The 14,503-nt window shown below is 43.3% G+C and carries 10 protein-coding genes; 6 read left to right on the top strand and 4 right to left on the bottom strand.

Features of this window, described 5'->3' with window-relative positions; genetic code table 11:
• Positions 1-196 precede the first annotated feature (196 nt).
• Together AB3N61_RS04075 and AB3N61_RS04070 are read left to right on the top strand one after the other, a co-directional pair.
• Positions 197-1,483 (top strand): beta-ketoacyl-[acyl-carrier-protein] synthase family protein, encoded by a 1,287-nt coding sequence (locus AB3N61_RS04075; RefSeq protein WP_020771343.1) that lies wholly within the window; start codon positions 197-199, stop codon positions 1,481-1,483.
• A 7-nt stretch (positions 1,484-1,490) separates the two neighbouring features.
• Positions 1,491-2,030 carry a SiaB family protein kinase gene (locus tag AB3N61_RS04070; protein WP_020771257.1) on the top strand — a complete coding sequence of 180 codons (540 nt, stop codon included), beginning with the start codon at positions 1,491-1,493 and terminating at the stop codon, positions 2,028-2,030.
• 225 nt (positions 2,031-2,255) lie between these two features.
• On the opposite strand, the gene AB3N61_RS04065 is transcribed toward AB3N61_RS04070, so the two are convergent.
• The 4 genes from AB3N61_RS04065 to AB3N61_RS04050 form a co-directional block, all read right to left on the bottom strand.
• Positions 2,256-3,020 (bottom strand): PP2C family protein-serine/threonine phosphatase, encoded by a 765-nt coding sequence (locus AB3N61_RS04065; RefSeq protein WP_020771084.1) that lies wholly within the window; start codon positions 3,018-3,020, stop codon positions 2,256-2,258.
• Positions 3,021-3,145: 125 nt separating this feature from the next.
• On the bottom strand, positions 3,146-3,907 hold the full coding sequence (locus AB3N61_RS04060; RefSeq protein ID WP_020771334.1) for an SDR family NAD(P)-dependent oxidoreductase: 762 nt from the start codon (positions 3,905-3,907) through the stop codon (positions 3,146-3,148).
• On the bottom strand, positions 3,904-4,782 hold the full coding sequence (locus tag AB3N61_RS04055; protein WP_367898542.1) for a four helix bundle protein: 879 nt from the start codon (positions 4,780-4,782) through the stop codon (positions 3,904-3,906). The genes AB3N61_RS04060 and AB3N61_RS04055 overlap by 4 nt, the downstream gene beginning before the upstream one ends.
• On the bottom strand, positions 4,779-5,222 hold the full coding sequence (locus tag AB3N61_RS04050) for an acyl-CoA thioesterase (RefSeq protein ID WP_367898541.1): 444 nt from the start codon (positions 5,220-5,222) through the stop codon (positions 4,779-4,781). The genes AB3N61_RS04055 and AB3N61_RS04050 overlap by 4 nt, the downstream gene beginning before the upstream one ends.
• 329 nt (positions 5,223-5,551) lie before the next feature.
• Between AB3N61_RS04050 and AB3N61_RS04045 the strand changes: the two genes are divergently transcribed.
• The 4 genes from AB3N61_RS04045 to AB3N61_RS04030 all read left to right on the top strand — a co-directional run bounded on the left by AB3N61_RS04045 (position 5,552) and on the right by AB3N61_RS04030 (position 14,502).
• Complete coding sequence (locus AB3N61_RS04045) at positions 5,552-7,363, top strand: CoA-transferase (RefSeq protein ID WP_367898540.1); 1,812 nt, start codon at positions 5,552-5,554, stop codon at positions 7,361-7,363.
• A 72-nt stretch (positions 7,364-7,435) separates the two neighbouring features.
• On the top strand, positions 7,436-8,413 hold the full coding sequence (locus tag AB3N61_RS04040; RefSeq protein WP_367898539.1) for a ketoacyl-ACP synthase III: 978 nt from the start codon (positions 7,436-7,438) through the stop codon (positions 8,411-8,413).
• 129 nt (positions 8,414-8,542) lie between these two features.
• Positions 8,543-13,918 carry a protein kinase domain-containing protein gene (locus tag AB3N61_RS04035; RefSeq protein WP_367898538.1) on the top strand — a complete coding sequence of 1,792 codons (5,376 nt, stop codon included), beginning with the start codon at positions 8,543-8,545 and terminating at the stop codon, positions 13,916-13,918.
• A gap of 29 nt (positions 13,919-13,947) precedes the next feature.
• Positions 13,948-14,502, top strand: coding sequence for a SiaB family protein kinase (locus AB3N61_RS04030; RefSeq protein WP_020771108.1), 555 nt, complete (start codon positions 13,948-13,950; stop codon positions 14,500-14,502).
• The last annotated feature ends 1 nt before the right edge of the window (position 14,503 follow it).

The following is a 14,503-nucleotide window of genomic DNA, read 5'->3' as shown; positions in this document are numbered from 1 at the left end:
CGCTCGCCGAAAGCCTAATCCTGGTTTGGGAGAATTTCGGACGGAATTTCACAAACAAGCGGAACTTCTACCCATTTTGCCCGTGTATTTCCGGTTTTATGGGAATTTTCTCCCTTTTTTGCGTCCTATATGTTTCGGAATGATTTTTTTATTTCCAAATCTAATCCACCTAGGTAATTTCTAAACCCGCTATTCTATGGATAAATCTAAAAACGGAAAAAACTCCCGAGTAGTCATCACCGGTATCGGAGTCATTCTTCCGAACACTTTTTCGGTGCAGGACTTCTGGACAAATCTTTCGGAGGGAAGATCCCAACTGGATTTTATCACTCGTTTTCCTACCGAAGATTTCCCGATCAAGGTCGCAGGAGAAATGAATACTTTCGACTGGAAAAAACATCTGCCGGACTTGAGCGATAAATATTCCAAAAATTATAATACGGAAACTCTCGCACTCATGGCAGCTATGGAAGAAGCCAATAAGGATGCTGGTATAGCTAAAGGAGACTTGCATCCAAGTAGAGTCGGTTTTATAGATTCTTCATCCAGAGCTTCTATGGCTTGGTGGGATTTTGCTTGGAGAAAATATTTGGAAGAAAAGGATGATAACGTGTTCGATCGTTATTCCGTTCTTACTTCCATGGCTTCCAATCCTACGAACTTAACCGCAATTAACGCGAATATCCAAGGTTTCGTGACAACGGTTTCCGCAGCTTGTGTGGGCGGGCATCATGCGATCAGTTTATGTTACCAGGCGATCCGTAAAGGTAGAGCGGAAGTAATGTATGCAGGCGGTCACGAATTTCCTCTTCTCAAACCTTTAATGATGATGTATTCCGACCCAATGAGTCGGGTCATGTCTTTGGAAAAGGATAATCCCAAAAAAGGGATACGGCCTTATGATAAGAACAGAGACGGGTTCTTATTGGGGGAAGGTGCAGTCGTTCTTGTCATGGAAAGATTGGACAGAGCATTACAAAGAGGCGCCAAAATCTATTCGGAAGTTTTAGGAACTTACAGTTATAATGAAGCGGACCACGCGATGAGAATGGACTTAACCGGTAAAAAGGCCACAACCGGTCTTAGACATCTCATGAAGATCAGCGGACTTCGTTTGGGAGATATCGATTATTTTTGCGGGCATGGAACCGCCACGCATAATAACGATTTAGCGGAGAGTCGAGCGATCGGTCATCTCTATGAGGGTCGGCCCAAATTTCATTGGGCTCCCGTCGGTTCAATTAAACCTATATTCGGTCATACATTCGGAGCGGCGGGAATTATCAATGTAGCTGCAACTTCTCTTATGTTGAAAAATCAGATACTCTGTCCAACCATCAACCTGGAAAATCCGGATCCCGAATGCGATCACGATCATATCGCAGAAGGAGCCAGAAAGGCGAAAATCAGATATGCGATTTCCATGGCGTTTGCAATCGGAAGCCAATCTTCATTCGTAAGTTTGGCGGCGCCGGAATTTTGAGGGGTATATGCAATTATCAAAACAATATAATGTTCTTAAAAGGACCGGAGTCGCTCTCCTTTATAAGGGACCTTTTTCGGAGACCACCATTTCTTCCTTAAACGATCTTCTAAAGGAAAAGTTAGAAGGGGAAAAGAAGAAGAATCGTATCCTCACCGTGTTCGTGGAAATGGCCCAGAACGTTGCTCATTATTCCATAGAAAGGGACGAAAAAAGCGGGATCGGGATCTTAGTATTAAGAAGAAAGGCGCATAATTGGGAACTCAATTGTGGGAATGCGATATCCCGAGAGCAGGCCGAGTTCTTAAAAAGTAAATTGGAAGAGACTAAAAAACTTTCTCAAGAAGAACTCAAACAAAGATACAACGAACAGATCCGTTCCGATAGGCCCGAAAAAAGTAAGGGCGCAGGTTTAGGATTTTTTGAGATCGCAAGAAAATCGGATATGCCCTTGGTATACCAATTCGAGGAGGCGGACAACGGGGACCTATTCTTCCGATTGACCGCCCGATTTCTGTTAGAAGGCGCCTATTCTTCCAATCTTTAAAAGTTGAGAAGCCGCCATTACCGACATAGAATTACATAAATCTAAGAGCGTATCGTAAAAACATTTTAATTTTTCTTAGAGTGAATTTTTGCCTTCCCCTTCGCCTGCACTTCCTGTGCAAACCTCCGGGGCGCTTCGCCATCCTGGCTTCGCTCTCAGGCAAAAAATCCACTCTAAGAAATTGTTTTATAAGATTTCTTGGAATAAGCTTTTAAATTTATGTAATCAAACTGAATCGATCTTGATGATCACAATCGTGTGATTGTCCCTGGTCAGTCTGAGGTTGGCTTCTTCCGACAGTATCCTGCAGGTTTCTCTAAGATCCTCGTGTTCTCTCAGGATCTTTTCTATCTGGTCTATATTCAGGACTTCCGTGAGACCATCGGTGCAGATCAATATAAAATCTCCCGGAGATAATTTTCCCGAATAGTCGAATGTATCCACTTCTATACTTTTAGTTCCGCCGCCGATACAACTAGTTAAAAGATTTCTTCCGTAACTGGTTCCCAACTCTTCTCCGATATTATGATCTACCGTTACCTTGCTAAGTCCGTTCTTCGTAAAATGATAAAGGCGACTGTCGCCTACGTTGAAGATCCAGGACTTTCTTCTTCCCAAAAGACAACCGACTAGAGTGGTCCCCATCTTCGGTTTTCCAATGGATTCACCGTAGGCGTTTACTTCGTTATTAATTTTTCGGATCAGGTTTTTCCAGCCGGAGGAAGGTAATTCTTCGATAGGACGGATCGCTTTTTCCATCCATGCAAGTTTTTCTAATGCAACTCGACTTGCGATCTCCCCAGCCTCGTGTCCGCCGAGGCCATCCGCCAATGCAAAAAGTCCGGAAGATTCTTCCGTGTCTAATGTTCGGACTGTTTCCGATTCTCCGTGAGTTTGGCCGCATACCAAACTATCTACGGTTAAAAAAGAATCCTCGTTATGAGAACGAAAGTTTCCTTTATCCGTAATTGCGTAATACCGGAGTTTCATATAATTTTCGAAACGGAATTACGCAATGTTGACTCATCCAAACTTTCCTACAAGAAAAAAGATTACGTTTTCTAGATGAGAAAATAACGAAATTTTGATGGATTCCTGTGAAAAATCTTTCCTTTTTACTTTGCAGTATAGCCGCCATCCACCGGAAGCGCCACACCGGTAATAAAGGAAGCCTCGTCGGAACATAACCAAACCGCCGCTTTAGCGACTTCTCCCGGTTCGGAAAGCCGATTGACCGGATGTAATCTGGTGATTTTTTTCTCCGCTTCTTTCGGATCGGAAGAAGACTGAAATAATCCCTCCAACATTTCCGTTCGGATAAATCCGGGACATACTGCGTTCACTCTGATCTTTTTTTCCGCGTATTCTAATGCAGCTGATTTTGTAAGTCCGACTACTCCGTGTTTTGCCGCGGAATAAGGAGCCACTTTCCAATCTGCACCGACTAACCCCGCGATAGAAGATACGTTAACGATAGAACCTCCCCCTCTTTTTAAAAGAAGTTCTATTTCATGTTTCATACAAAGCCAGGTGCCTTTTAAATCCACTGCGATCACTTTGTCCCAAACTTTCTCGGGATATTGGTGAAGATCGCTAGCGAGTCCTCCCACTGCGGCGTTATTCACTGCGTAGTCCAGGCCTCCGAATTCGGACTCGACTTTTTGTACCAATTCTTTTACTTGAGAATCGTCCGACACATCGCATCGAAAGAATTTTACCTTTCCACCCAGTTTGGAAATTTCTTCTTCCGTTTTTTTTCCTTCTTCTTCTCTTCTTCCGCAGAATAGAACTTTCGCACCTCTGGAAACGAATTCGTGTACGATTGCTTTTCCGATCCCTGCGTTCCCGCCTGTGACTAATGCGACCTTATCTTTCATCGGATCTTTCTAGTTTCTCCGGTCCTGACTTTGTTCAGATATTTTTTAAGATGAGAATTGATCGTCTGAAGATCATCCAGTTCTTGAGAAGGATCCACTTTTCCAAGATCCGCAACTAAGATCAGAAGATATCTCAGCTCTTCCAAATGTACTTTCGCTCTTAGGATATTTTTTACTTTTTCGGCGCGGATCCGGGTTCCCCAGGCTCCTGCGATCCTGACAGGCAATAAGGAAGAAATGGATCTGATATGTTCCAAAAGGCTAGGTTCCACTTTACCTTTCCAGGTTTCACAAAGTTCGTATAAATGAAGAAGGAACACATGTGCCAAATTCCAAACTTCCAATTTACGAAATCCGAAAACAAATCCGTCGGGTCCTACGGCACTCGAGATCTCTTTTCCGATCTCTGGACTTTGCATCTTGATGTATTTGCCTGTATCGAATTTCTTTTTGAATTCGGAAGGGACAGGAACTACTTTTCTTTGTTTATAATCGAAGAATAAAACTCTGATCTTTACGAGGGATACCTTCTCCGCTCGATTCCTTTTGGAAAGCCGGAAGTATAGATCGAAAGACTTCTCCCCGAAATTATCCAAGGAAACGTCTATAATCACTTTATCCTTATATAATAATTCTCCTTGGTATTGTATGGAAGCATTCGCGAATATGATACTATTTCCATGTATATCGGTTACGGAATAACCCAGGTATTGGAAGAATTGAAGGTGAGCTTCCATTACAAGATCCAAAACGCTTGCGAAAGAAACGTGTATGTCCAAACTCAGATCGATCTTACGGATCGGTATCTCCGTCGAAAAATAATATTCCGTAGGAAACTCGGCTTCCGTCTGAGAAGTTTGGACCTTGGAATTCATACTTCGAATTTCGCCCTAAATGCGGACGGGATCTCCAAGGTTTTTTTAGAAACATAGTCGTAAAAGACTAGAGAAATTTTCGCAAGTCCCACTTCTTCTTTGGAAACTTTTTGAGAAGCGGAGATATGTAACTCGCAGGACTTCTTCCCTAAATTAAAAACTCCTGCGGAAAATTCCAGGACGTCCCCTGCTTTCGCTTCGGACTTATATTCCACTTCCATTTTTGGGATGATGATATTGGCCCCTGCAATATTTGCCTTAGACCAGGAGTACGCTTCTAAGAAAGTATCGAACACTTCGTTCACAAGCGGGATAAAGGTTTCGTAGGTTAGGTGAGAAACAAAAAGTCCGCCTACTACTGTGGCGCTCCTGGTATCGGATCTGCGGACAACAAGTTCTGTCTTAAAAGTAGAAGACTCTTGATTCGTGGATTGAGACATCTGATTTTTTTTCTCGAAGGGTTCTATCTTAGTATCGGAGTCTGGAAATCCGATCTTAAAGCCTGGGAACCTGGATCAGAATGGATTGGAGGGATGTTCTGAAATTTTTTATACCGAAGTCTGGTAAAAAAGAGAGGCCTAATCCCTCTTATTTAGTAAACACTCGCATTAAACGATGTTAGTCTTTCTTTGCGAAATATCAGTGGATTTAAGCTCACGATTTGACAGTATTTTCACACATATTTCGTATGAATTCGGCCTTTTTTCCGTCAAAAATTTAACCTTTGGTGAAAAAGCTCTTTGTCCGGGCTTTTTTGCAAAATAAACGAATGCCACAAGAATCGAAACATCAGACTACTCAGATTCTTTCCGATCCTGACTCCCTTGTACGGGAATTCGTCAAACCTGGCATGTACATACATTTGGCCACTACCATGTCTAGGCCGAATGCACTTATCTATTCTCTCTCCAGAGTTTTTGACGGAACAAATCCCGAGTTTACCGTAAGCGTGGCCGGTATTCATTCTAGCGCTCATTGTCTCGCTCTTTCCGGCATTGTAAAAAAGATGATCACCGGTTTTGCCGGAGATAATTATCCTAAGCCAAGTCCGAACGGATTATATAAGGACTTAATGAGAGGAAAACCATTCGAGTTGGAACTTTGGTCCCTTCTTAGCTTGGTGCAAAGATTGATGGCAGGGGCCATGAAACTTCCGGGCTTTGTTTCGAACTCTTTAGTAGGGTCTGACCTAATTACGGACAAGTTAGGAAAGACTGCATTCTTATACCATAAACCAACCGACGGAAATCCTTTCGGAGAAGCTGCAAGCCCTCATCTAGATTCCGAAAGTAGAGGAACAAAAGAAAAGGACATGGTGGTCCTTCTTCCGCTCTACCCCGAAATCACATTGGTCCACGGCATAGTTGCGGATGAAGACGGAAATATCGTTCTCTCACAACCTGGGGGAGAAGGAGCATGGGGTGCGCTTGCCGCCACAAAAGGTGTGATCGCTACAGTGGAAAAGATCGTACCAAGAGGAACCTTGCCTCCCGAACTAGTGCATATACCCGGCACGAAAGTTTTAGGGATCGCTCCCGCAAGATTCGGGGCTCATCCTCAATCCTTGCGAGTCCAAGGTTTTCCTGAGATCCCGGCATTCGAAGGTGTGGAATCCTATCTGGACGATTACGAATTCCAAATGGAGGCCAATAAAGCGGCAGGCATTCCCGCTAAGGCCGAAAAATGGTATAAAGAAAACGTAATGCTAGTAGGAGGTCATGAGGAATACCTGGAACTAATGGGAGAAGTCAGGCTTAGACGTTTAAAAATGACTCCTCCGGAACATTCTTTATCCTCTCCGGAAGATCCGAAAACGGTAAATGATTCGGAACAGATGATCATTCTTGCCGCAAGGGCAATCATAGAGAAGGTCAAAACAAAAGGATACAAAACAATTCTCGCAGGAATTGGAGCCGCACATATCGCCGCCTGGACAGCGGCCAAACTTCTGGAAAAAGAAGGGATCCATATCAAAATCGTCGCAGAGCTCGGATTTTATGGAATGAAACCTTTTGCGGGTGATGTGTTTCTTTTCAGCCAACTTCATACACACCAATGTTCTATGCTCTCGGATATAGTAAGTATATTGGGAACCATCGTACCTGACGATTGTTTGGGAGTGATCGGGGCTGCCGAAGTGGACTGGTTCGGAAATATCAACTCCGTCCTAGATGGAAAGGGGAACTTTTTAGTAGGGTCCGGAGGAGCAAACGATATTGTTTCCACAGCGGATACCATCGTTGTAGCGAAGGCAAACCGTTTCCGTTTCGTACGAAAAGTAAAACATATCACTTCTCCCGGAGACAGGGTGATAGAAGCAGTATGTCAATACGGTAGATTCCAAAGGTCTCCTTTTTCGGATCACCCTTTCGAATTGAGCTCCTGGCTTGCTCCCGCCTCCGACGACGAGATGGAACCGGAAGAAGCTGTTCTAAGATATACACTTTGGCTTCCTCCTGACGAGGACCTTCCCATTGCCCAAGAACCGGCAATCAATTCGGATGAATTGACGGCACTCAGAGAATTGGATCCGGAAAGAATTTATACGGAACAGTTTATGGTGTATACCCGTTTGCCTTAAGTATGATAAAGATGAAGCAAAAGATTGGAATTATGACTGGAAATTTATTATGGACCAAAGGAGTATTGATCCATGGCGAATTCTAAAAACCTAGTTTCGAACGGAGTTCGAATTACCGGGATCGGGCATTATCTCCCGGAAAGGATCGTTACCAACGAAGAAATTCGTCCTAGATTAAAATATCCTGAAATGCATCCTGCCGAAAAAGCGGTCATCGGAAATATAGGTGTAACGGAAAGAAGAAGGGCGAATGAAAAAGAGACCGCCCAGTTCATGGCCGCGGAAACCTCCAAAATGATCCTGAAAGATGCCGGCAAAAAAGCGGAGGATGTGGACTTATTCATTCTAGCAAACTGGACGGACCGCCTCTATCTTCCCGACCTAGCTCCCCAGGCTTCTAAACTTGCGGGAACTTCCAACTCATTGGCATTCGATATATGTACGGCCTGTACCGGCTTTGTGCACGGAGTACAAATGGCATCCGCTTTCTTAAGCAGCGGTAAATTTAAGAACGCACTCGTCATCGGCAGTGAAAGATTTTCTGTCAGAACCAAAATGAACGGTTATGGAGAATTCACAGCAGGTGATGCGGCGGCCGGAGTTCTTTTGGAATACACCGGAAATACAGAATTCGGGATCATAGATTCCTTCTTAAAGGATGACGGAGATCTTTCCAATATCATTGAGATCGGACCAGGACCGAATTTTTATATAAAAAGTTATCCGGAACTTGTAACCAATGCTGCGGATCTTACACTTTCATCCATGGATGATCTATTAAAAAAGAACGGTATAACCTTGGAAGATATAGACTGGGTCATCCCTCATCCGGGAACGGACGTAGTCGTGCAGGATGTACTGAACAGAACAAAATTCCCAAGAGAAAAAATACTTCTGAATTTTGAAAGAGTGGGAAATACTTCGGCTGCATCCATTCCGATCGCATTATCCGAATTTTATTATAAAGGGATCGTCAAAAAAGGTGATTTAATCCTTTCCCCTGCAGTTGGAGCCGGATTTTATTGGGGCGGACTTTTGTATCGTCTCTGAAAATTCGATATTTAGAATAATATATTAGGGTCTGTCCCGAAAGGTCCAGGCTCCCGAAGAACAAGACCGAATTTTATCGAATGCCTTGGTCTTCGGAATGGACTATAAAAATAAAGGTGAAGTAGAAGGATGATCGTAACTGGGTTCGAACTAAAAGAAAGACTGAATGCCGAATCTGCGTCCGAAGTTTATAAAGCTGTCCGCAAAGAGGACAGTAAGTCCGTTATCATCAAATTTCTTCCGGTATTGGATGAATTACATCCATCGGTGGTCAATCTTAGGAACGAATTCGAGATCCTGAATTTACTTTCCTCCGGTTATTTTGTTAAACCTATCAAGTTCGAAAAACTCCAAGACGGATTCGCACTTTTTATGGACTTCGTGCCTGGAGGTTCTTTAAAGGATTTTATCTCCAAAAAGCCGATGACTCTTTCGGATTTTTTCCCGATCGCCATCCAACTCGCGGAAAGATTAAGCGAGATACATTCCAAAAAGATCATACACAAGGACTTAAAACCTGAGAATATAATATTCAATAAGGATGAAAAACAGATCCGGATCATAGATTTCGGAATTTCCACCAGACTGAATAAGGAGGAAACTTCTTGGTCCGCTCCGAATATCCTAGAAGGTTCCATCCACTATGTTTCTCCGGAGCAAACCGGAAGAATGAACCGTTCGGTAGATTACAGAAGTGATTTTTATTCTTTGGGGATCACTTACTACGAGATGCTTCTTGGAAAGTTACCGTTCGACGGAGACGATCTTCTACAATTAGTACATTCCCATTTGGCAAAAATCCCCGCTTCTCCGAAAGAAGTAAGATCCGAAATCCCTACCGTACTTTCAGAGATCGTAATGAAACTTCTAGCAAAAAATGCGGAAGATAGATACCAGACGGCAAGGGGACTCCAGGGAGATCTGGAAAAAGCATACGCTCTCTGGAAAGAAAAAACAGACTTCCCTCCTTTCCCTCTCGCCCAAACGGATTTCTCCACGGAATTCAAGATCCCTCAGAAACTATACGGAAGGGATGAGTATATTAAAACTCTTTTGGAAGAATTCAAATCCGTTGCCACAAACGGAAGATCCAGAATGGTTTTGATCGGAGGTTACTCCGGTGTGGGAAAATCCTCACTTGTTAAGGAAATCAATAAACCTCTCACCGAATCCAAAGGTTATTTCATCTCGGGTAAGTTCGACCAGTACAATCGGAACCTCCCCTTCTCCGCCATCATCCAAGTGTTCTCCAGTTTGGTGGAATTGATCCTGACCGAATCTCCGGAAAGGATCGAGGCATGGAAGAGTAAGATCAAAAAAGCGGTAGGCGCCAACGGAAAAGTGGTCACGGACGTGATCCCGGAATTGGAGATCATTATAGGTAAACAGGATCCTGTTCCGGAACTTGGACCTCAAGAGAACGCAAACCGTTTTTACATAGTATTCCAAAACTTCATTAAGGTTTTTGCAAGTCCCGACCATCCTCTTGCAATTTTCCTGGACGATATGCAATGGGCGGATACCGCTTCCTTAGAACTTCTCAAAAATCTGATGGAAGACGTAACCGTAAATTACCTTTTCATCATATTAGCATACAGGGACAACGAAGTGGATTCTTCCCATCCTTTCCAAGTATTGCTGGATACGCTGGAAAAGGAAGGATTGGATCCTTATAAGATCGTACTCCAACCTTTGGCATTAAAGGACGTAAGACAATTACTCTCGGACAGCCTTTATACTTCGGAAGATAAAACCTCCGAATTTGCGGAAATCGTACATTCCAAAACCGGAGGAAACCCATTCTTTATCGGGGAACTTCTGAAACAACTCGCCAAGGAAGACTCGGTCTATTTCGATCATGGTTCCGGAAAACCGGGCGAAGGAATCTGGAAATGGGATATCACCAAGATCCGGAATACTAAGATTTCGGATAACGTAGTAGAACTTTTAGTGAATAGGATCCGGAAACTTTCACCTAAGATCCAAGAAACCTTGGAATTGGCGGCATGTATAGGGAGCAGTTTTGATTTGGCTCTTTTGACTAGGATTTTAGAAACGGATTATAAAACCGCGCTTCGTTCCTTACAGGAGACCATCGCGGAAGAATTGATTGTGCCGATCGGGGAAAACTATCGCCTTGCGGAATCGTTCGAGGAAACGGAAGCGAATAAGGAAAAAAATTACCAGACCGCAAAAACGGTCACCTTCCGATTCCAACACGATAGGGTCCAACAAGCGGCGTATGAAATTATAGAAGAAGAAAAGAAAAAAAAGATCCGCTTACAATTGGGAAGATTCCTATTGGAAGGAGCGGACCCTAAACATATCGAAGACAATATTTTCGATATTGCAAATCACATGAATATCGGCTCCGGGCTAATTACCGAACCGGCGGAAAAACTAAAACTGGCCCAATTGGATCTGATCGCAGGAAAGAAGGCCAAAAACTCCACGGCTTACAAACCGGCTCTTTCCTATATCGCAAAAGCCAGGGAATTGCTCTTCCTTCTTCCGGAGGCTTCCAAAGGGGATGACGCTCTTTGGAACGCCAAGTACGATCTTTGTTACTCCATCTTCAGAGAGTTAGGCGAAACCCAATATCTGACCGGGAACTTCGAGGATTCCCAAAAGACGATAGATACACTTTTAAAATATGCAAGATCTCCGATCGAAAAGGCGGATGCTTGTAACCTGCTCATTATCCAATATTCCGCCCTTGGAAAATTCGACCTCGCTCTTCCGATGATCATAAAGGCGCTCCAACCATTAGGTGTGGATATTCCTGAAAAGGATCATGAAAAAGTAACGGGGGAAGAGATAGAGATCGTAAACAAAGCCTTGGAAGGAAAGACGGTAGATTCTTTGTTGGACCTCCCACTGATCCAAAAACAGGAACAGATCATGGCAGTGAACCTTTTGATTAGCGCCATCCCAACCGTTTACAATTTTGCATTGTCCCTTTTCCCGATTGTTTCCTTAAAAATGGTGAACCTATTCTTGAAGTACGGGAACCTTTCCGATCCGTACGGATATTCCATGTATGCGATCCTTCTCACTTCGGGTTTCCAACAATATAGAAAAGGTTACGAATTTGCGGAACTCGCGGTCAAGGTGAGTGAAAAATACAAGAACCCGAGCGGGATCACGAAGGCAGCGAATATTCTCGCAAACTACACGACTCCGTTCGTAAGACATTTAAAATACTCGGAAGAGATCAACCATAGAGGGATCCAAGCCAGCTTAGAATCCGGGGAATTCCTGCATGGCGGTTATTGCGCCATGAACGACGCAGTCAATGTTGTCCTTCAGTCCAAAAATCTAGAATTAGTAAAACCTAAAATAGATGGACTATTAAAATTCACTCGTAAGGTAAAGAACAACTTAGCGATAGATACGGTTCTCGCATCCGCACTGGTGGTTTCCAACCTGAGAGGAAAAACTCCTTCTCATTTGGAATTTTCCATCGAGGAAATGGATGAGAAAGATTATATAGAATTATGTAATTCTCACCAAAGTCCTTTCCCGGTCTGTCTTTTCAAGATTATGAAGGCGAGAACGTTACTTAGCTATGGAGAAGCAGAAAGCGCGTTAAAAGAATTGGAAGAATCCGAAAGTATGCTCGGATTCATTTCAGGTCAAATAGCGGTGGAAGAGCACGGGTATCTGCATTCTCTCGCAATGGCTGCGAATTATAAACTTTCTACCCAAGAACAAAAAGTAAAATTCTTGGAAAGGATCAAGAAGAATCAACAGAAACTAAAAGTCCTTTCCGAAAGCGCCCCTGAAAATTTCGAACATAAATATCTATTGGTAGAAGCGGAACTTGCAAGACTAGAATACAAAAACTGGAAAGCAGCGAAAACCTACGAGCAAGCGGTTCAACTCGCGGGTAAAAACGAATATTACAACGATGAGGCTTTAGCCGCGGAACTGGCATCCAAATTCTGGTTCTCCAAAGGAAGCGCCAAAATCGGATCCCAATATATCGCGGAAGCTTACCAAAAATACGGAAGATGGGGAGCGACTAAAAAGCAGGAACTCCTCAAAACCAAGTTCCCGGAATTCATCCGAGAAAAAGGAAGAGATACTTTCCGCACTACCCGCACCATGGGGACCTTAAGCACCAGGACCGCTTCCGCTACGGAAGTATATTCCGGTCAGACCCTGGACTTCCAATCCATCCTGAAAAGTTCCACTGCGATCTCCGGAGAGATCAAACTAGAGTCCTTATTGGATACTTTAATGCAGATTTCCATAGAGAACGTGGGTGCGGAAAAAGGGGTCATGATCCTACGAAGGGACGGAAAACTATTCGTAGAAGCGGAAGGAAGTACGACGGACGATGAGATCAGAGTCCTCCAAGGAATTCCGATCCAAGAAAGTAAAAATTTACCTATCAGCGTTATCTACTATGTGGAAAGGACCAAAGAGGATCTGGTGCTCAGAAACGCTTTCGCAGATGAGAAGTTCAACAAGGATCCGTATATTAGAGAAAGGAAAACAAAATCCGTTCTATGTTCTCCGATCATCAAACAAGGAGAACTGATCGGTATATTATATTTGGAGAATAATCTTTCCGAGGCTGCATTCACTTCGGATAGGCTCCAGACTATCTCCATTCTATCCTCGCAGGCCGCGATATCCATCGATAACGCGTTACTTTACGCGAATTTGGAAAGTAAGGTCGCCGAAAGAACCAAAGAATTAGCTCAGGCCAACGATGATCTGGCATTAAAAAACCAGCATATTACGGACAGTATTACATATTCCTTGAATATCCAGCAGGCAATTTTACCTTCTTCTGAAGTATTGGGAGGTGCACTTTCCGATTATTTTGTGGTATTCCGCCCGAAAGATATTGTATCAGGAGATTTTTACTGGTTTTCAAAACAGGAAGATGCAATATATATCGCATCCGTCGATTGTACCGGCCACGGAGTGCCGGGAGCTCTTATGTCCATGATCGGAAATACTTTGCTTAATCAGATCGTAAACGAAATCGGTATTACCGATCCGGGATCTATTTTAGAACATTTACATAAAAAAGTCAGGCAGGCTCTCAAACAGGACATGGACCAAACGAATTCTAGGGACGGAATGGATCTTTGTTTATTAAAGATTGAAGGAAACAATTTATACTTTGCGGGAGCAAAACGGCCTATTTTTATTGGAAAAGGCGGAGTCTTGACCGAAATTAAAGGTGATAGATTCTCGATCGGCGGAAGGCAAAAAGAAGAAACGCGAAAATTTACAACACACTCCATTCCCTTGGAAAAAGGAATACGTACGAGTGTTTACTTAACCACGGACGGCTTTATGGATCAGCCGAATCCGGACCGACAAAAAATCGGTACCAAAGGGTTACTAAACTTCTTAAGCGGAATCGAACATCTTTCCGGCGAAGAACAAAAAGAACGTTTAGAATCCTTCCTGTTAGCCCATCAAAACGGAGAGGCACAGCGGGACGACATAACACTAGTCGGTGTAATATTGGGGGGAAGATAAGGAGATGTTTCTGAAAAAGGAAGATGCTGATGATGGAAAATGAAGTCATAAATCTATTTAAGACTTATCAGGAAACCAGCGAATACAACCTGCTCGTATCCTTTAAGGGCAGACTGTCCCAGGAAGTTCTGACCGAGTTGGGATCAATGATCCGGACTTCTTTAAGCACGGAATCTAAAATTAAGAAAATTTTCGCCGTTTTTATTGAACTAGCGCAAAATATGCTGCACTACTCCGCCGAGCGAAAAATTAATGAAGAGCAGAAAGATGCAGGCGTAGGGATCCTCATAGTTAGGGAAAATTCGGTTGGCTACCATGTTGCTTCGGGAAATTTGGTACTAAACGAGAAGATCGAGTTTTTGACCGAAAGGATACAAAAAATCAACTCCATGAGTAAGGACGAATTAAAGTCCTTCTACCAACAGCAACTTAGATCGGAGAGGCCGGAAGATAGCAAAGGAGCAGGTGTGGGATTAATCGATATTGCCAGGAAGTCGGACGGGCCTCTGGTATTTCGTTTCGACAAATTGGATGGCAAACTATCCTTTTTTACAATCTCCGCATTCTTTACGAAGGAAAACTAAT

Source organism: Leptospira sp. WS58.C1 (assembly GCF_040833995.1).
Classification (GTDB): domain Bacteria; phylum Spirochaetota; class Leptospiria; order Leptospirales; family Leptospiraceae; genus Leptospira_B; species Leptospira_B cinconiae.
This window is presented reverse-complemented; position numbering and strand designations above follow the sequence as displayed.